The organism is Ferruginibacter sp. (assembly GCF_014377975.1).
Classification (GTDB): domain Bacteria; phylum Bacteroidota; class Bacteroidia; order Chitinophagales; family Chitinophagaceae; genus Ferruginibacter.
Genome location: NZ_JACMOO010000054.1, coordinates 46,725 through 67,501 on the forward strand (window position 1 = coordinate 46,725; position 20,777 = coordinate 67,501).

Sequence of the window (20,777 nt, forward strand, 5' to 3'; positions counted from 1 at the left end):
CATCCCCCGGAAGACAGGGGCATTCAATGAAAATTATTCCACTCAGCGAAGGCGCTTTCACTGTTGATAAAACAAAACAATTTGTTGCTTTTGATAAAAACAAGGACGATTTGCAACAACGTTCCACGGGCAGTTTACTGGTGGAAGTACAACCGTTTTGTATCGTTACAAAAAATGATATTATTGTAATTGATACCGGCCTTGGTTTTACCGATAAGGAGGGGGTTTTGCAAATACATCAAAACCTGCTGAATAATGGCATTAACCCCATGGACGTAACCAAAGTTTTAATGAGTCACTTGCATAAAGATCATTCCGGCGGTGTAAGTATTGAAGACAAAGTACTTCACCAACGTTTTATCAATTTTCCTCACGCCATGTATTACGTTAATAAAGATGAACTGGCATTTGGATTGGATAAGGCAAACACCTCATATCATCCGGAAGATTTTGACATCCTTACCAAAACAGATAAAGTAATTTTTACGGAAGGCAATGGCATTATTGACGGCTATATCAGGTATGAAGTTACTGGTGGACATTCTCCTTTTCACCAGGTGTTCTGGATTGAGGAAGAAGATAAAATAATATTTTTTGGTGGTGATGTTGCGCCTCAGTTGCAACAGATGAAAAGCCGTTTTATTGCAAAATATGATTTTAATGGTAAGAAGTGTATGGAACTACGGCAGCAATGGTGGCAAACAGGTCAGCAACAAAAATGGACTTTTCTTTTTTACCATGATATTAAAACGCCCTTTTTTGCATTTTAAAAGACGATAGTATAAAACAGTGACCGCACTGTATTCAGCGCTGACCTCTGTAAATTGTTAGAGCCAAAACTAAAAATTTCTTCTCAAAGGTCTGTTGGGCCTCGTTTGCATTTGATTTTGTTTGCGCATTGCTTTAAACAATAATGCATGAAATCTTCCTTCGGCATTGTACATTTTGTTTACTCTTTGTGGTCCCAATATTTTTGTAAGTTGCTCCTTATACCCCTTTCTTAGGTTTAATACTTTTTCATCCCTGTCTAAGGGATCCGGATTATCTTTTCTCGTTGCCTTTAATTCTTTGGAATATTGATTATAAACAGGCCAGAATTTTTGCGCTTCTTCAGTTGTAAGTTCCAAATCCTTACTGATAAATGCTACTTTAAGCGCTTCAATATCTGCAATTTTTTTATCAGAAGGTGGTTGTTCATCCTGTGCACTTGCCAAACCTGTAATGGTTACAAATGCCAGCAAAAAGTATAGCTTTTTCATATCTCTTTCTCCTTTCTGTTTAGTTCTGAAATTTAATTTTATCAATATAATTGTCTAAAGTTTTTTCATCCAGCAGGTACTCTACATTATTAGGCAAATCAATTTCATCCAGGCTGGAACTTAGCAGAGACATATCTACTTCACTGCCGTTTTTTTCAAGGTATCTGGTAATATCATCTTTTGTTAGATTATTCAATGCATCATCAAATTGTTGTTCATTCATATTTTTGCCTTTTTCAATAGAAGGGCTTAGTCTGACTACATCTGCACCGAAGGAAATATGGGTAGCTGCGGGCTGATTAACATATTTATAAACACCTAAAGCCATTGCACCGGTTATTAACGCTGCGGCTGCATATTTTAATAGCCCTCTTACCTTAAATATACTTACTACTTTGGCTGGTGTAACTTTAATCGCATTTAAAATATTTCCTGGTACAGTACTGAAATAATCCTCGGGTACTTCAAAAATATTTTTATGTTGAATGCTCAGCAATTGAGGTGATATTTCTTTCTGCCCGTTTGTAGTATTGTTTTCCAACTCTTTTATGTTACCCAAAACAGCGGTAGCAAGATTATCAAAATACTCATACGGTACTTTAAAAATATTGTTATGCTGTAAATTTTTTAATAAGGGAGATAAAGCCTCTTCAGACGTAATATTTTCCTGCTGCTGTTCTTTTATTTTATTCAGAATCGCCGATGATAAATTGTCAAAATAACTGGTTGGAATATCTGCGGTTTGGAGGACAGGGATTATTATTTCTCGTTCGTTTAAGCAAATTAAAATAGTATCCTTCAAGGTGTCAAAATAACCATCGGGTACAGAAAAAATATTTTTTTTCTGTACCCTTGCTAAAAGCGGGCTCAGCGTTTGTAATTCAATTAATATGTCATTGTCCAATTGCATTCGTTATTAAGACCCCGAAGGAGATAAGAAGTTTAATGATTTAATATATAGTCCTCTATTTTTTTTACTGCATGATGATAACTGGCTTTTAAAGCGCCTTCGCTGGTTTCAAGCACAATACTCATCTTCTGATATGGCATTTCATCATAATAGCGCAGACTAAAAACAACCCGTTGTTTTTCCGGCAACTGTTGCATGGCCAATTGTAGTTTCCACTCTATTTTATTACTGTCGTAATTCTTGTCGGCTTTCAATTTATTGCTCAACCCATTCTCTACATCACTAAGCGACACAGATGCTCTCTTTTTTTGTTGTTCAATATAAGTAAGGCTTTCGTTGGTAGCAATGCGGTAAAGCCAGGTATATAACTGGCTGTCTTCCCTAAAATTATCCAGTGCATTCCAAACTTTGATAAACATATTTTGCAATACATCATTTGCATCTTCATGATCTACCACCATCCTGCGTATGTGCCAGTACAGTTTTTCCTGGTACTTTTTAATAATGCCGGTAAATCCCTTCTCTTTTGTTGCAGGGGTTTTAAACTGTAGCAATAACTCCCTATCGTCTAAATGTTGTTGGTCCATATTTGTTTAGCAGGTATAAAAATAGAAAAACCAATCGTAAGATTGGTTTTATAGTAAAAAGTTTAATCAAATTTAGCCATTTTTTCTGGCAATCACTTTTTTGGCAGCTTCGACAATATTGGGTGTATCCAAACCGTATTTGGTCAAAAGTTCAGTAGGTTTGCCACTTTCCCCAAAAGTATCATTGGTTCCAATATACTCAATGGGGATGGGTAAATTTTTTGCAGCAACCTGTGCAATACTGTCTCCTAACCCACCAATAATATTATGCTCTTCGCAGGTAACGGCACACCTGGTTTTTGTAATAGATTCAAGCACGGCCGCAACATCCAGCGGTTTAATGGTATGAATGTTTATAATTTCTACACTAATCCCTTTTTCTTCCAAAATTCTTCCTGCTTCAATGGCTTTCCAAACAAGATGGCCACAGGCAAAAATACTCACGTCTTTACCAGCTGAAATTTTTTGGGCTTTGCCAATTACAAAATCACTTTCTTTTGTAAAAACAGGCCAAACCGGTCGGCCAAAACGCAGGTACACAGGACCTTCATAGTCAGCAATGGCAATTGTTGCAGCCTTTGTTTGATTGTAATCACAAGGAACAATAACTGTCATACCTGGTAACATTTTCATCATGCCAATATCTTCAAGAATCTGGTGGGTTGCTCCATCTTCACCCAAAGTTAATCCTGCATGTGAAGCACAGATTTTTACATTTTTATTACTGTAGGCAACAGATTGGCGAATTTGGTCGTATACACGCCCGGTAGAAAAATTGGCAAAAGTAGTAGTAAAAGGAATTTTACCTCCAATGGTTAAACCAGCAGCCACACAAATCATATTGGCTTCGGCTATACCGCACTGTATAAAACGTTCTGGAAATTCTTTTACAAAAGCATTCAGCTTCATCGATCCTAAAAGATCTGCTGTTAATGCTACTATGTTTTTGTTTTTTCTGCCAGCTTCTAAAATGCCATCTCCAAAACCACTGCGGGTATCTTTATTGCCTGTTACCTGTATATCTTTTAACATAAAATATTGACTTGCTTTTTTTAATTAGGGCGCAAGATAAAGTGTTGTGATTGATTTAAATGCCGGTTTTTTTGTAAAAGAATTATCAGGCCTTTTGTAGAGCCAGTTCCCATTTCCAGGCGCTGTCCATCATTTGGTCCAGGCTGTATTTAGGCTGCCAGTTCAGTTCAGTTTTTGCTTTATTATTATTGGCATAAATGGCTACCACATCTCCGCCGCGGCGTGGCCCTACCGTATAATTTAATTTAACACCACTGGTTTTTTCAAATGCATGAATCACTTCCAGTACTGTAAAGCCATCACCCGTACCCAGGTTAAATATTTCAGGGTTCACTTTATTTTGTTTGCCAAAAAGTAAATTTAGCGCCAGTGTATGTGCATGAGCAATATCACAAACATGTATATAATCCCGCAGGCAACTGCCGTCTCTTGTGTCATAATCGTTTCCCCAAACGTGCATAGTAGGTAATTTACCGATGGCAGTTTGTGTAATAGCAGGCACCAGGTTTGCCGGCCTGCCCAAAGGAATTTCGCCAATTAAAGTGGAAGGATGTGACCCTACCGGGTTAAAATAACGCAACAATATTGCTTGGATGGTATTGCTTTTTACGGCATCGCAAACGATAACTTCACCCATTTGTTTCGTAGCTCCATAGGGCGATTCAGCCGGCTTTTGCGGGGTTTCTTCTGTTACCGGAATGGCGTCAGGATTACCATACACCGTGCAGGAGGAAGAAAAAACAAAATTAGATATGGCATATTTTTCAGCACATTTTAAAATATTAACCAGCGAACCAATATTGTTTTCATAGTACATCAAAGGCTTTTCAACCGACTCCCCCACGGCTTTATAAGCCGCAAAATGTATAATGCCAGTGATGTCTTTGTTTTCTTCAAAAACCATTTCTGTATCTTTTAAATTACAAAGATCAACTACATAGTTTTTTATTTTTTTACCAACTATTTTTTCTGCACCTTCCAAAATAGCAATATTACTCCTGGAATTATTGTCTACAGAAATTACTTCGTACCCGTTTTGCACCAGGTCTACAATTGTATGTACCCCAATATAGCCGCAGCCACCGGTAACCAATATTTTATTCATACTTCAGTTATTAAAAATTCAGATATATTTTCATAAAGTGCTATCTACGTCCAGGCATTTGTTGAGGGCATTGCCTCAATTACTGAATACAGCTTCCGCAAATTTAGGGTATGTTTTCATCAAAATAAAAATAACCCGTTGTTGCTGAGTGGAGTAGAAAGGAAAACAGTTATGCTTTGTTATTTTAAAAAAAGCGAAGTAATCAAATAAATAATACCTGCAAGCAAGGCACTTACCGGAATAGTTAGTATCCATGCCCACAGCAGGCTTACGGTAACCCCCCAACGTACGGCGCTTAACCGTTTGGTGGCACCTACACCAATAATAGCACCAGTAATGGTATGTGTTGTACTTACAGGGATACCCATTTGTTCGGTCATAAATAAAGTGAATGCACCAGCAGTTTCTGCAGCTACTCCTTCCAATGGTGTAACCTTGGTTATTTTAGTACCCATTGTTTTTACAATCTTCCATCCACCACTCATGGTACCTAAACCAATGGCGGTATAACATGCAAAAGGTACCCAGCTAAGTTCTTTCAGGGCAACGCCTACATCAGGATATTTTGTGCTATTGTAGGCAACAAAAGCAGCACCTATTATACCCATTACTTTCTGGGCATCATTGCCACCATGCCCGATACTGAAAGCGCCTGAGGAAATCAATTGCAGTTTTTTAAACATTCTGCCGGTTCTGTAAGCATTGGGCGACTTAATTTTTTCAGAATAAATATAGGCGCAAATAAAGATGAATATCATTATTAAAATACCATAAACAATAATTGAATTATCTCCTTTTGCCAAAGCTTTCGATAATGCAATGGCATCAACTTTACCGTCTACATTCGTCTTGATCTTTTCTGCAAGTTTTGTTGCGCCCAGCGATTTATAATCAGCCAGCATTGGTTTAGCAGCATCTGTAAAAGCAACGGCTGATGCATAGTTAGCAGCTTTGGTGGGATCTTCTGCAAGCTCTTTTTTCAGAATATCTATCTTATAAAAGTTTACCAGGTTTTCTTCCAGTTTAGTTTGTTCAAAATGGGCAAATAAAAACCAGGTTCCAATTGCTGTTAGTATAATTAATCCAATCTTTGCCCAGGTATTACGCATGATGGTAATTACACTAATGTAAATGGAAATAACCATACCAATCAACGGAGCAAGAAAAATAAACAATATAATCTCCGTAATTTTTTTAATTTCTATGATGGTAGCAATGTTAGAAAACCCTTTGGTTAAAAAGGCATGTGAAATGGCAGCACCAGCAAAGCCACCAATTAAAGTGTGCGACGATGAAGAAGGAATGCCGTACCACCAGGTTAATAAATTCCACATTATGGCGGCAATTAAACCGGCTAATATTACCGGCAGCGTAATAAATTCCTGGTGAACTGTTTTACCAATTGTGTTGGCAACAGCGTGATCTTTGAAGATAAAGTAAGCAACAAAATTGAAAAAGGCTGCCCAAATTACTGCCTGAAAGGGCGTCAATACTTTTGTAGAAACAATGGTGGCAATTGAGTTGGCCGCATCATGAAAGCCATTGATATAATCGAATATTAAAGCTAAAATAACAATAACGATGAGCAGGGTCATAACAAATAATTTGGCAATTTGCTGATTAGCTAATTTGCTAATGAAATACCAGGTGATTACAATTTGCAGTTACCATTAGCACATCAGCACAATATCTAATTAGCTAATTAGGTTAGGCGTATTTAACAATGATAGATTCAATAACGTTTGCAGCATCTTCACACTTATCAGTTACTATTTCCATTACCTGGTAAATTTCTCTTTTCTTTATTACTTCCTTTGCATCTGGTTCGGTAGCAAACAGCCGTTCAATACTCATATCAAAAATATCATCTGCCTGGTTTTCTATACTGTTTATAGCAACCAATGCATCGGTTATCTGGCGCATATTTTTCATATTGCGTAATTCTGTAACCGCTTTATGTACCTGCACACACGCAACGGCAATTAATTCTGCCATTTTAAGAAAGCCGGTTTCGTTGGGATTTACCCTGTAAAAATTTATTTTTTTTGCAGAAGCGTAAATGTAATCAGCAATATCATCCAGCGATGTAGCCAGATAGTGAATGTCTTCCCGGTCAAAAGGAGTAATGAAATTTTTGCCTAATTCTATAAAAATATTATGCGTGTAATCATCGTTGACATGTTCCATATCTTCAATTTCCTGAATCAATTGCCCCCTTTTATCAAAATCAGGTTCGTTTACCACTTCTTTTAACTTATAACCCATCTTAACCAACTCCTCTGCTACACTTTCAAATAGTTGATAAAACACCCGGTCTTTAGGTAAAAAAATCTTGAATATTGAATTTAATCCCATGGCTTAAAAGTTTGGGCAAAGGTTGGGTATTGACTTAACAGAATAAAGCCATTTTTAAAAGGTAACAATTAGGTAACACAGGATTAACATTAAATTATTATACTTATTCGTTTGAGCAAAATTTATATACCATGTAAAAAAACCTTATTGGTTGTAGCTCTAATAGGATTTCAAGTAATGTAGACTCAATACTTAATGTAGGTAAGATAATCCGACAAACCCATTATGGGATGCTTCATTATACATCCATTTGAAAAAATAAGACTGAGTGAAAATTCGACCGTTTACCGGTGAGGCAAAGTAAAGTTGCCAAAGGTTTTACCGGTGGCGATTTCGGCAATACCATGAATGCGACTCATATTAAAAATGGCATATTGGGTTTGGCACTAAATGTTATACATCAAAATTCCAAACTGGTTTTATGGTAAGATAAAATAACAAACAACAATACAGCACTCTTCGAATATTAAGGCTATGTAAAGGATCATTTCTTCACCGGCAGAATATAATTTAGATTTAGATCTTACAACTAATTTTATTTACATATTTACTAAATGCTTATTTTTTTGAATATTTTTAAATAATTACTTTCAAAAGAGATAATTTATTCAACTAAATCATGTTTAGCACATCATTTTGGTTATTTTAAAAATAAAACAATATATATATAAATTATTTGATTAATTGTATATGCAAATAAATGGTTAAATTATTTAAACGGTAGTGACTATTTATTTACTACATTTATTTATTATTTTATAAACCAAACAATTCTTATGAGAAAAACTGTAGTAATGCTAGTCGTGCTCTTTTGCAGCACATGCTCCGTTTTTGCCCAAACCTCGATTAAAGGCAAAGTGACGGACTCCAAAGATGGATCACCGGTTTCAGGTGCCACAGTCAGAGTAAAAGGTGAAAGAACGTCGGTAACAACAAAATCTGACGGAACATTTGAAATTGTATCAAAATCGGGTATGACTTTAGATGTTACCGATATTGGTCATATCAGCCAATCAGTTAAGTATTCCGGGTCAGGTAATCTGGAAATTTCATTAGTGCAGGATTTAAAAGCGTTAAGCGAGGTTGTAGTAACAGGTGTTGGTGTGGCTACAAGTAAGAAAAAACTTGCAATCTCTGTGGAATCAATAACAGCTGATAAACTACCTCAGGGCGGAACGTCCTCTGTTGACCAGGCTCTTGTAGGTAAAATTGCCGGAGCCCAGATTAGTAGCATCAGCGGTGTTCCCGGCGCCCAGGCCAGGATATTACTGCGAGGTATCAATACCTTACAAGGCAGCACAAATCCTCTAATTGTTCTGGATGGAATCCAATTGGGTGCAACAGATATCAATACAATCGACCTGAATGGTATTGAAAGAATTGAAGTGGTTCAAGGTGCCGCAGCAGCTACTATTTATGGCGCACAGGGTGCCAACGGCGTTATACAGATGTTTTCGAAAAGAGGGAAGGCAGGACAATTAAATATCGATATTTCTTCCAGCATCGCCAATAATACTTACCTCAATTTAGGTAATGTTGGAAAGGCTAAAACTCATGCTTTTAATACGAATGCTAACAATGAAGTTATTTCGGGTGCAGGAAATGTACTTAGCTACGATGCCGCAGGTGTATTAAGTGCAAATCTTACATGGAATGCCCTTGACCCAACTAACCAAACCAAAAAACTTTATGATAAAAATCTAAAATACTACGACCATTTTAAAGAGTTTTTTGTACCCGCTAATCTGTATAATAACTCAATAAGTATGTCTGGCGCCAAAGATAAATTTGATTTTGCCATCAGCGCTTCAAATAATCACCAGGAGAGTAATTTCAGAAAGATGGGGTTTAATGACCGTTCGAATCTGACTTCTAACGTTGGTTTTGAATTGGCTAAAAACCTTCATTTTCGTTCCATTTCACAAGTAGTTTATACCCAAAATACCATTAATGGTAATCAAGGGCTGATTTATCCTGTTTTTAACTCAAGACCCTTTGCTGATTATAATTATAAGGATGCAGATGGTAACTACTCTGTATATATAGGTAACGCGGCTGGTGTAAACGGCAATAACCCAAATTATACTAATCAAAATTCAGACACCAAGGATAATAAGGTAGATGTTGTGCAAAATTTTGACCTAAATTATAAGTTCCCTCGTTTTGTAGAGCTTGATACAAAATATGGACTTAATTACAGGAGCGAAGATTCAAGGTACAATGTGCTCAATCAATCCAATAATCAAAGTTCTGTAGAAACGGACCATTGGGTGGCTTCTAACGCACCAGACAGGAACGGGGAAATTGACGATAGCAGGTCTAAAACAATTTTTCAAAATTCACTTACCACTGCAATTGTAAGGCTTGATTTTCAAAAAGATTTTCATTTGAAAATTCCAATAATTTCTACCACTCAAGGTGCAGTAGACTGGCGAAGCAACAAGTACCAGCAATACGGTTCGTATGCTGTAGGCGTACCCACCTACTCACCTTATACTGCCAGCCAGGCAACATCCTTTAAAGTAACTTCAGATTATAAAGAGCCATTTATTACCTATGGTTACCTGGTAACACAACGTTTTGATTATGGGGATATTGGCGGTGTTTCTGGTGGATTCAGGAGTGATTATTCTTCTGCCTTTGGTCAGGGATCCAAGCCTTTTACTTTCCCGAGAGGAGATGCATACCTAAGACCTTCTTCGATGAATTTCTGGCATGCTGCAAATATTGACAATATCATTGCTGATTTTAAAATAAGGGCTGCCTATGGGGAAGCAGGTATCCAGCCTGGCCCATTTCAGCGTTATGTTACGCTTAGCACCCGTACGTTGGGTAACAGCAATGCTTTTTATGTTGGATCAAGCCAGCCCAATCCAAAGTTGAATGTAGAAGTTTCAAAAGAGTTGGAAATAGGAACAGATATGAGTTTTAAACCTGGAAAAAATGAATGGTTCAGGAATATCAATTTATCTTTTACCTATTGGGATCGTCGTACCGATAATGCAATCTGGCAACTTGATGCCGCTCCTACAACCGGAATCGGCAATATAACAGACAATGTATTTGGATTGAAATCTCATGGTCTTCAGGCCTCTCTAAATGCGAGCATAGTGGCTACCAGAAATTTCAGCTGGAATTTCACCACAAATTTTGGAAAGCAAATTTCTATTATATCTTCAGTTAAAGGACCACAAGTGGTTTTAGTTTCAAGTGCAGGCAGCACTAACTATGTGCTGACGCAGGGATTAAAAGTGGGTCAGATTTTTGGTTATTTAGGCCTTCATAGTGTGGATGAATTGGGGCCAGATGGCAGTCCTTACATTGCTAAAGCTGACCAGGCAAGTTATACGGTAGCAAGTAATGGTTGGGTGGCAAATAAATTAACAAAACAACCTTATTTTACACCCACACAACATAGTTTCGGCGATCCTAATCCAAAATTCAATATGTCATTCATCAATGATTTTACTATTAAGGATTTTATTACTTTTTCTATGCAGTGGGATTGGCTAAGTGGTGCCCACATTTACAACCAAACAAAAGAATGGATGTACAGAGATGGAATTAACAGTGATTACGAAAAGCCAATAACGATTGATGGTCAAACGGGTGCATGGACAGCTTTTTACCGCGGCGTATATGCCCAGAGACAAAGGAATGGTACCAAGAGTTATTTCTATGAAAATGGGTCTTATTTAAGACTTCGTAATTTATCGGTAGCTTTTGATATTGCAAAATTAACCCACATTAAAGGTTTCAAGCGACTACAATTGGTATTAGCTGGAAGAAACTTGATTACAGTTACCAAATATACAGGTATGGATCCTGAAATCAGTTCAGGGGCTACTAACTCGCCCTGGGATAGGGGCACAGATCACAGTACTTTGCCTAATTTCAAAACATTCCAGGCTGGTATCAATGTTGGATTTTAAAACTTAAACGCATTATTATTATGAAAAAAAATAAAATATTATTTATAGCGCTGATCTTTTCTGGGCTTTTGCTTTCCTGTAAAAAGCAATTAGATGTAAAAAATCCCAACCAGCCAACGCCAGCAAGCGCCAAAACGGAATCTGGTATTATTGCATTATCTCAGGGTAGTGTCTATTTTAGTGGTCTTGGATCCGGCAGTTTAAAATATGGTGGATTTAATGGAAGTTTCTGGAACGACCCTGTAAGTTATCATGATTTAATGGGCGATGAAATTGGTGTGGAAGCTGCCAACCAGTTTATCAACCAGTTTTCATGTCCCGACTATGTGATACTGGATAATGGTAGCAAAGTATTGAATCCCCAATCTCCCAGCCAGCAAATCGCATTACTAAGGTCTGTAAATACCAATGCAAATGTCGATAACAATCCTTTTTATTATGAGTGGGGATATATGTATGCCATGATTGGGGGTTGTAATAATATACTCTCGTTGGTGGATGGTATAACTTTTTCAGGAAGTTCTGAAACCAGAAAAAATACCATCAAGGCATGGGCTTATTGGTGGAAAGGATATGCCTATTCAAGGATAGGTTCATTTTATTATGCAGGGATTATTAATGATGGATTTACTACTACCAATGGTAATTATGTATCCAAAGAAAAAATAATTGTTGAAGCAAACGCAAACTTTGATAAGTGTGTTGTCGCTTTAGGTGCAGCTTCCAGTGATGTAGATTATACAGCCATAATGGGAAAAATGATTCCTAATTTTTTCCAGATAGGCAAAGGTGCTCCACAAACCATTGACATGTGGAAAAGGAATATCAATACTATGAAGGCAAGAAACCTGCTAGTGAATACGCCTTCTGCGACAATGACCCCCGCACAGTGGAATCAGATTATTGCGCTCACAACGGATGGTGTTAAAGCCAGTGATAACGTGTTTACCGGAAGGTCTAATACAAACTCTGATTTTATGGGGGCAAGTTCTGGTTGTACAGCTGCCTTAACAGTTGGTTCAGAACCTGGTTACAGGGTTAGTGAAAGACTGGTAAATGATTTCAGGCCAAATGACCTGCGGTTCGCTAATAATTTTCAGAAGAAAGTAGATCCATGGATCGGAAACTCAGACAGGGGTATTATTTTTAACACCCGATACGATGTAGTTGATGGTGGTAATGGTCTGAAGGACGGGACAAATGATGTTGTAGTATTTGGTACGAAAGCAATCGGCCAATATGAACTTTATATTGCAGGTACCTATGAAGAAAATACTATGATGCTTGCCGAAGCTAAGATCCATACCGGTGATGTGAACGGAGGATTGAACCTTATTGATGAGGTTAGGCATTCGCAAGGTGCAGGCCTGGCTCCTATTGCAGGAACAATTACCGATCCGGTAGTAGCTGAAAAGGAATTAAGAAGCGAAAGAAGAATCTGTCTTGTTTTTAGAGGGATGTCTTTTTATGATGCCCGCCGCTGGGGTGTTATTAACGCCGAAGCGAACGGGGGGGGTGTAAAAAATGTTACTGTTGTTGATAAAGACGGTAAGGTTAACACAAATGCTACCATTATTTTTAACTACCTGGATTATTGGGATGTTCCTGACAATGAACTGGTATATAATCCTGCTGCAACGGGCAGTGATCCGGTAAAGAATCCTAAATAGGAATTAATTTACAAATTTTATATTTTATAAGGCCTGCAAATAAGCAGGTCTTATTTTTTTTGCTATATCTAAATCTGCAAAATTTTAACTGCAAATATATTTTACGCATTAACGGAAAGGGGCAGGCTGTTTTGATTAGGAAAACTATCAATCTTTTTTTGCATCAAAAAGTTTAGCAAAGTGGCATCAATATTTCCGAATTGTAACTGCAATTCAGTTTAAGAAATTATTTCTTTTAATTTTCTAACTTTTTTCGATTACAATAGGCATCTTCATTTTCCAGGATTTATGTAAAGCATTATAACTCTTCTTTTGTAGGTATTCCGAAATTATTTGCAACCTTATTGCTAATTTATTTCAATAAGATACTAAGTAAATTAGTATACGACTTTGATCACTAAACATTAGTAATACAAGAAATATGATATAAAGTGGAATTTTATGCATAAAAATGCATTTTTTAAAAAGAAAATATGTGGAAATAGCGAATTTTATTGTTTTTGTTGAATATGCAGCATTTCTTAATTTTTTAATGCCTATATCAGAAGTAAATAAATAGTTAAATTGTTTAAACGGTAATACCTATTTATTTGCTACATTCATTTTTTATTTTTTAACCAAATAATTCTTATGAGAAAAACTGCAGCGCTTTTTATTGTGCTTCTATTCGGCACAAGCTCCGTTTTTGCCCAAAATAAAATCAAGGGTAAAGTCACAGATTCCAAAAATGGTTCTCCAATATCCGGAGCCACCATTAAAGTAAAAGATGAAAATACTTCTACCACCTCCAATGCTGATGGAACATTTGAAATTGTAGCCAAATTAGGAAGTGCCCTTGAAATATCAGAGGTTGGGCACGCTCCGGTTTCTGTAAAATATACGGAACCTGTTTTGGGTGGATTACAAATTGTAATGAATCAGGATACAAGGGGATTATCTGAAATAGTGGTAACTTCTCTGGGTATTAAACGGGAAAAAAAGGCGCTTGGTTATGCGGTGTCGACAGTAAATAAAAAAGATCTGGAACTTAGACCGGAAGCTGATCTAGGTCGAATACTAAGTGGTAAGGCGCCAGGGCTGAATGTATTGGCTACAAGTGGTTTAAGCGGAAGCGGTACCAATATAAATATCAGGGGTATTAGCACCATCACCGGAACATCCAGCCCTCTATTTGTTGTGGATGGTGTTCCTTTTAACAGTAATACAAACACATCGTCAGACTTTACTTACGGAACCCAAACTTCAAGCAGATTCCTTGATCTTGATCCTAATAATATTGATAACGTGAGTATTTTGAAAGGTTTAAGTGCGGTAACGCTTTACGGTGAGGCGGGAAGAAACGGCGTTATCTTAATTACAACTAAAAATGGAGCTACATCAACCAGTAAAAAGAAAAATGAAATATCTGTATCTCAGTCGAACTTTGAAACGAAGGCCTTTTTACCAGAGTATAACACGTCTTATGGCGGTGGATTTGACCTCAGTTTAGGATTACTTTTTTTTAGTAACTGGGGAGCCAAATTTACAAATCCGCCTGCACAGGTAAGACATCCTTACGATAAAACCTCATTAAATGCTGATTTTCCGGAATACAAAGGTGTTCCTTACGATTATAAATTTCACAATAGTGTTCCTAATTTTTTTAGAATGGGAACTACAAGCACTACCGCCGTTAATGTTGGAGGTTCCTCAGGAAGTCTTAATTACAATATGAACTTCAGCCATACGGATGACAAGGGTTACCTACCGGGTAACAGCCTTTTAAAAAATAATTTTGGTGTTGGAGGTACAGCAAAACTTAGCAATAGGTTTACAATTAGTGGTACCATGAACTATGTAGGAACCAACGTAAAATCTCCGCCTACCAGTAATAGTTACGGAAATAATGCTACCAATACATCGGTTTTTGGGAATGTAATGTATACTCCTACTGCCATGGATTTAATGGGACTTCCTTATGAAAAACCTTCGGATCATTCACAGGTATATTATCGCAATGACAATGGTATTCAAAACCCACGGTGGACATTGTATAATGCATTTACCGTTGATAAGGTTGCCAGAGTGTATGGACAGATGAGTACGAAATATGATATTGCTAAAGGGATTTTTCTTACCTATCGTGTAGGGTACGATAATTATACCGAATACCAGGAATACTCTCAAAATAAAGGTGGCGTAGCTACCCCAACTGGTATTTTAAGAACATCTACCGGAATCAATACTATTTGGGATCATACACTCCTTTTAAGTTTTAGTCGCAGTTTAGGAGGAAATTTCAGCTTAAATGCAGATGCTGGTGCTAACAGACGGCAGGATATTTATGAACAAACGGGCATGACCAGTTCGCAGCAGTTGGTATATGGGTTAATGAACCACGGCAATTTTATAAACCATAGCACCTCAAGTGAAAATGGAGTAGCTCTTAACCGGTTGCCAGAGGAAGTGTTAGGGTTAGGTGTTTTCGCAACCGGTACCATAGCTTACAAGGATTATGCTTATTTAACCGTAGGGGGACGTAATAGTTGGAAGTCTACTGTAGAAGAAAAGAACAGAAGTATTTTTTATCCAAATGCTGCGTTGTCATTTATCCCTACTTCAGCAATAGCTGCATTACAGAACAACAAGACTGTTAATTATTTAAAATTAAGAGTTGGGTACTCAACAAGTGCTAATTTTCCGCCACCCTATGCTACAAGAAGTTCCCTGTTTATCGCATCAAGGAGTTTTGTAACCGCAACAGGAACGCCCATAAACGTCAATTCCATCCCAAACCTGCTTCCCAATTCAAACCTCAAACCTGAATTGCTAAAGGAAACAGAAGCTGGTATCGAGGGTAAATTTTTTAATAACAGAATATCGCTGGATTTAACGTTGTACAATAGAGTAGCGAGCGAACAAATTTTAAGAAGAGATCTTGACCCAAGCACCGGTTACACTTCACAGCAAATTAATGCGGGTAAGGTTAACAATAAGGGTATCGAAATACAATTGGGATTAACGGTAATTGAAAACAGAAGCTGGAAATGGCAAGTTGACGGATTGTATACTTTGAACAAAAGTATGGTTTCTGATATACCTTCTGATCTTGCACAGGTGAATACCGCTGGTTATTCCAACGAAGGAACTTTTGCAAAAAATGGGTATCCTTTAGGAATAATTATGTCTAATTATTTTCAAAGGGATCCTAAAACTGGCCAACGCCTTGTAGGAACGGACGGTAACTATATCAATTCAAATAATATAGGTGTAATCGGTGATCCCAATCCTTTATACAAAGTTTCCGGTATAAGCACGCTAAGTTATAAATCTTTTAGTTTTAGAATGCAATGGGATTATACCCAGGGTGGACAAATGTTTTCAGGCACTGCAGGTGGTTTGCTTGGAAGAGGCGTAACAAAAGATACTGAATTTGACAGGGCGGCTTCCTATATTTTGCCCGGCGTATTGGAGAATGGCAAACCCAATAACATACAGATATCTTCATCACAGGCATATTACGGTAATAGTATTACAAATGGTGCAGCCGACGAATCAGCTATTTATGATGCTACCTGTATCAGGTTAAGAGAAGCTTCTCTTTCCTATAGTATACCGGCTAAATTATTAAGTAACACTCCGTTTGGCTCAATATCACTCAATATTTCAGGAACCAATCTCTGGTACTATGCACCTAACTTTCCAAAGTATATTCACTTTGATCCTGAAGCATCAGGTTTGGGAGTTAGCAACGGAAGAGGACTTGAATTTCTTTCTGGTCCTTCTGCCCGTAGGATTGGCGCAAGTATAAGAGTAACTTTCTAACCATTAAAAAGCAAATTATGAACTATAAAAAAATATTACCTGCTATACTTGGGATACTTCTTATCGGAGGTATTTCATCCTGTAAAAAGCAATTTGATAAATTACTGACCAATCCCAATTATCCCAGTGCTGCAACTGCGGATGTGGATTTATACTTAAATGAAGTGCAGCTTGATTTTAATACTTTCTGGACTTCAGCCGGTGACTATGGCGCTCAGTTAAGCAGGCAACAACACTGGACCGGACCTTTTTACCGGAACGGATACACACCCTCAAGTTTTGATTTTCAGTGGACAACAGCGTATACAGGCGTTTTAACTAACAGCAATGCAATGATCCCGTTGGCTCTTTCTCAAAGAAAATATATACAATCGGGCATAGCCAGGGTATTAAAGGCATACACAGTAGCAACTTTGGTTGATAATTTTGGCGATATTCCTTATTCAGAAGCCGGTTTAGGAAATGATAATACGATTCCAAAGGTTGATGGTGGCGCCAGCATATATGTAGCTGTTCAAAACTTACTGGATAGCGCCATTTCGGATTTTTCCAAGCCGAATTCTGCTCCCTTTGTAGGTAATGATTTATTTTACGGAGGCAGTAAGGCAAACTGGACTACGCTGGCAAAGACGCTGAAACTTAAATTTTATATGCAAACCAGGCTGGTAGATCCATCGGTAACTGCAAAAATTCAGGCATTGGTTACTGAAAATAATCTTATAACTACATCTGCGAAAGATTTTGTATTCAGATACGGTACCTCTGTTACAGCTCCTGATAGCAGGCATAGTCATTACGCAACGGATTATACCAACAATGGCAACGGTGAATATCTTGCCAATTATTTTATGTGGATGGTTTCTACTCAAAAATATGGTGGGGTAGTTAACCTGACCGGAGACCCCCGATTACGTTATTATTTTTACCGGCAGGTAGGAAACTATGATTGGGCCACATCTTCCACATGCCCCTGCTTTGCCAAGTCACAATTTGGCAGCTCAAGTTTCCCCTCCTGGTATCCGGTTGTGCCCGATGAAACACCTTATTGTACGGTAGGTAAAGGATATCATGGAAGAGATCATGGCGACAATAGTGGTGGTCCGCCAGATGCCAATTATACAACCGCCATGGGCGTTTACCCTGCTGGTGGTCAATTTGATGGCAGCCAGTTTGAGGCAGTTACTTCAACAATGGGCGGAAAAGGTGCAGGCATTAACCCAATATGGTTATCATCTTATACTTTTTTCCTGGAAGCGGAAGCAGCGCTTGAGCTTGGTATTACAACAACCCAGGGTTCCCCCAAGGCACTTCTGTCTACAGGCGTTACCGCGTCTATCAACAAGGTGTTGAACTTTCCGGCAACCGTAAACGTTACTCCGGATCCTACTTATCTACCATCGGCTACACAAATTACCAATTATGTAAATCTGGTATCAAGCAATTACGATGCAGCAACTACGGACGATGCCCGTTTAAATATAATTATGTCTGAATACTATATCGCATTATGGGGCAATGGAGTGGAAGCTTATAATAATTTGAGGAGAACGGGAAAGCCTGCCAGTGCGCAACTTGCAGTAGCAGTGCCTAACCCGGGACTCTTCATGCGTTCTTTCTTTTATCCATCAGTTTTTGTAAACAGAAATTCCAGCGCACCAGCTCAAAAGGATCCAGGAAATGTTGCCAACAAAGTGTTCTGGGATAACAATCCTGACAATTTCATTAAATAACTAAAACAAGAAACGATGAAGAAATACTTAATTATAATCATGGCAGTATGCGCTGCATTTGTTGCGCTCAACTCCTGTAAAAAAACAGATGGCAATATTAATCCCTTATCGGACATTAAAAACCTTGCCGTAGGAACTTACCTGGTGCAGGACAGTGCTATTAATTTTAATCTTAACAGTACCAGTAATACTTCTACAGTGGGTATTATTGTGCATCAATATCCTGCGGGCGAGGAGGTAGATCATATATTGTTGTATACAACGCTGGGGACCTCAGCAGATACGTTAAAGTGGAAACTCGTAAAATCGATTCCTTACATAAAAGGTAGTACCGCAACGTTAAGTACAACAACCGCTGAGCTGGCAACGTCGCTTGGGGTTCCAGCTTCGAGTTTTGAACCTGGTTCAATTTTTACTTTTTTTACCAGGGCAGTTACTAAAAGCGGTAAAACTTACGATATCAATAATGCAGGCGACAATGGGGGGGGTGGTTTAATCACCGGGCCGAAGTACAAATCAGCTTTTTCTTTTACAGTATATGTGGTTTGTCCTTTTACAGGCGGTATGACTGGTTACTATAAAGTAGTAAGGGACGATTGGACCGACTGGCAGAAAGGTGATGTTGTACACGTTACAGATGGACCTGGAGCCAATCAGATAAACCTGAGCGAAGTTTATCCTAATGGAGGCACTGTTATCAATCCACTACTGGTAAATATAAATCCTGTTACTGGAACTGCTGCTATTCCTAAAGTTACTTATGGCAGGTACGGCGGCCTTACTTCGGTTCAATATGTAGCCCAGGGAGCAGGTGCTAACGATGTAGCCGGATACGTCTTCTCCTGCACAGGTTTTATCACTTTAAGTATAAACCAATCAGGCGGAGGTAGTGATTATGGAGCCAATAAACTGATCCTTCAGAAACAATAAAGCAATAACTTTTATTCAAAGAGGCTGTCTCAACTAGTTGAGACAGCCTCTTTGAATTTTTGGTATATCTGTTAAATGAAATGCTGCCATCTTTACAAAATATGTACACTTTTAAAAGTTAATAAATTAATACTTACATGAAAAAAATACTCGCTTGCTTTTGGCTGTTGCTTTGTTTTGTAAATGCGCTTGCCCAAAGCGCCCTACAGGTTGTTTCACCCAGTATAATGCAATCGATATACAAAAAAATAAAAACACCTTATAAATATGGCCTTGTAGTTGTGCCCGAAAAAAAATCCAAGAAAATTGACAGCCCCTCTGTATTTAGAAAAAATGGCCAATGGTTTATGACTTATATAGTTTTTGACAAACGGGGCTACGAAACCTGGTTGGCAAAAAGCGATGATTTATTACATTGGACAACAACTGGTAAAATACTTTCTTTTTCTGATACTACTCATTGGGATATTAACCAGAAAGCGGGCTATTTAAGCCTGCTCGATTATACCTGGGGCGGAAGTTATAAGCCGCAAACTTATGGGGGCAAATATTGGATGTCTTATTTAGGCGGCTCCACCCGTGGTTACGAGGCCGGATTGCTTTCAATAGGTATGGCTTATACTTTCAATAAGATTATCCAACCCCATGAATGGAAGCGGCTGGATAAACCCGTTTTAAAAGCTACTGATAAAGATAGTCGTTGGTGGGAAAATATAACCCTGTATAAAAGTTCGGTGATACACGATAAAACAACTGCTACCGGATACCCCTTCGTCATGTTTTATAATGCCAAAGGCGATGGCTTGAAAAAAAATGAGGCAGAGCGGATTGGGATGGCGGTGTCTACCGATATGGAACACTGGAAGCGCTACGGTAAAGATCCCGTGCTGGATCATCATGAAGGCATTACCGGCGATGCGGTTATTCAGAAAATTGATGCTGTTTGGGTGATGTTTTATTTTGGCGCTTTTTGGAAAGATCATCCGGGTGCATTCAATCGTTTTGCCTGTTCGTACGATCTGGTGCATTGGACCGACTGGACGGGCGACGATCTAATAAATTCAAGCAAACCTTATGATGAACAGTTTGCACATAAATCTTTTGTTGTAAAATATAAGGGAGTTGTATACCATTTTTATTGTGCAGTTAGTAAAGAAGATCAACGAGGTATTGCTGTAGCTACTTCAGCAGATATGGGTGAGAGTGTGTTGCAGTTTGCGAGGGAGTAAACTGAAAGGCGAAGAATTTTATGCAATAAAATTGCCGGGGTAATTTAATGTTGCGTTCTATTTTGCAATATTTTCTGAAAGAAATATGGTTACTCTGGTTATCAACCATTGCATCCATACAATATAAACGAAATGGCAAGAGTGTATTTGCTTTATCTGGTATTATTATCAGAACTATAAATTATTAAAACGGAGGTAATGATTATGGAGTCAATAAAATGATTATTCAGAAGC

At 38.0% G+C, this 20,777-nt stretch carries 14 protein-coding genes; 7 read left to right on the top strand and 7 right to left on the bottom strand.

The features are described 5' to 3' along the window. The first annotated feature begins 26 nt into the window (after window positions 1-26). On the top strand, window positions 27-770 hold the full coding sequence (locus H7254_RS03785; protein WP_301931717.1) for an MBL fold metallo-hydrolase: 744 nt from the start codon (window positions 27-29) through the stop codon (window positions 768-770). 69 nt (window positions 771-839) lie between these two features. Here the strand turns inward: H7254_RS03785 and H7254_RS03790 are convergent, their stop codons facing one another. The 7 genes from H7254_RS03790 to H7254_RS03820 form a co-directional block, all read right to left on the bottom strand. Continuing rightward, window positions 840-1,259, bottom strand: coding sequence for a hypothetical protein (locus H7254_RS03790; RefSeq protein WP_301931718.1), 420 nt, complete (start codon window positions 1,257-1,259; stop codon window positions 840-842). 19 nt (window positions 1,260-1,278) lie between these two features. After that, the gene (locus tag H7254_RS03795) at window positions 1,279-2,163 is read right to left on the bottom strand and encodes a hypothetical protein (protein ID WP_301931719.1); all 885 of its coding nucleotides are present in this window, start codon (window positions 2,161-2,163) and stop codon (window positions 1,279-1,281) included. Between the two features lie 38 nt (window positions 2,164-2,201). Then, entirely contained in the window at window positions 2,202-2,756 is a 555-nt protein-coding gene (locus H7254_RS03800) for an RNA polymerase sigma factor (protein WP_301931720.1), read from the bottom strand. A gap of 72 nt (window positions 2,757-2,828) precedes the next feature. Next, window positions 2,829-3,788, bottom strand: coding sequence for a transketolase family protein (locus H7254_RS03805; protein WP_301931721.1), 960 nt, complete (start codon window positions 3,786-3,788; stop codon window positions 2,829-2,831). Between the two features lie 85 nt (window positions 3,789-3,873). Next, a complete protein-coding gene (galE, locus tag H7254_RS03810; RefSeq protein WP_301931722.1) occupies window positions 3,874-4,893 on the bottom strand; it encodes a UDP-glucose 4-epimerase GalE in 1,020 nt (339 codons plus the stop codon). Between the two features lie 179 nt (window positions 4,894-5,072). After that, window positions 5,073-6,488 (bottom strand): inorganic phosphate transporter, encoded by a 1,416-nt coding sequence (locus tag H7254_RS03815; RefSeq protein ID WP_301931723.1) that lies wholly within the window; start codon window positions 6,486-6,488, stop codon window positions 5,073-5,075. A 112-nt stretch (window positions 6,489-6,600) separates the two neighbouring features. Continuing rightward, window positions 6,601-7,248 (bottom strand): DUF47 domain-containing protein, encoded by a 648-nt coding sequence (locus tag H7254_RS03820; protein WP_301921520.1) that lies wholly within the window; start codon window positions 7,246-7,248, stop codon window positions 6,601-6,603. A 794-nt stretch (window positions 7,249-8,042) separates the two neighbouring features. Here H7254_RS03820 and H7254_RS03825 point away from each other — a divergent pair. The 6 genes from H7254_RS03825 to H7254_RS03850 all read left to right on the top strand — a co-directional run bounded on the left by H7254_RS03825 (window position 8,043) and on the right by H7254_RS03850 (window position 20,543). Beyond that, complete coding sequence (locus tag H7254_RS03825; RefSeq protein WP_301931729.1) at window positions 8,043-11,180, top strand: SusC/RagA family TonB-linked outer membrane protein; 3,138 nt, start codon at window positions 8,043-8,045, stop codon at window positions 11,178-11,180. Between the two features lie 20 nt (window positions 11,181-11,200). Further along, the gene (locus H7254_RS03830; protein WP_301931724.1) at window positions 11,201-12,850 is read left to right on the top strand and encodes a RagB/SusD family nutrient uptake outer membrane protein; all 1,650 of its coding nucleotides are present in this window, start codon (window positions 11,201-11,203) and stop codon (window positions 12,848-12,850) included. Between the two features lie 630 nt (window positions 12,851-13,480). Further along, window positions 13,481-16,654, top strand: a complete 3,174-nt coding sequence (locus H7254_RS03835; protein WP_301931725.1) for a SusC/RagA family TonB-linked outer membrane protein — start codon at window positions 13,481-13,483, stop codon at window positions 16,652-16,654. A 17-nt stretch (window positions 16,655-16,671) separates the two neighbouring features. After that, window positions 16,672-18,384, top strand: coding sequence for a SusD/RagB family nutrient-binding outer membrane lipoprotein (locus H7254_RS03840; RefSeq protein ID WP_301931726.1), 1,713 nt, complete (start codon window positions 16,672-16,674; stop codon window positions 18,382-18,384). Between the two features lie 15 nt (window positions 18,385-18,399). Further along, the gene (locus H7254_RS03845; RefSeq protein ID WP_301931727.1) at window positions 18,400-19,314 is read left to right on the top strand and encodes a hypothetical protein; all 915 of its coding nucleotides are present in this window, start codon (window positions 18,400-18,402) and stop codon (window positions 19,312-19,314) included. A 137-nt stretch (window positions 19,315-19,451) separates the two neighbouring features. Further along, window positions 19,452-20,543, top strand: coding sequence for a glycosylase (locus tag H7254_RS03850; protein WP_301931728.1), 1,092 nt, complete (start codon window positions 19,452-19,454; stop codon window positions 20,541-20,543). The last annotated feature ends 234 nt before the right edge of the window (window positions 20,544-20,777 follow it).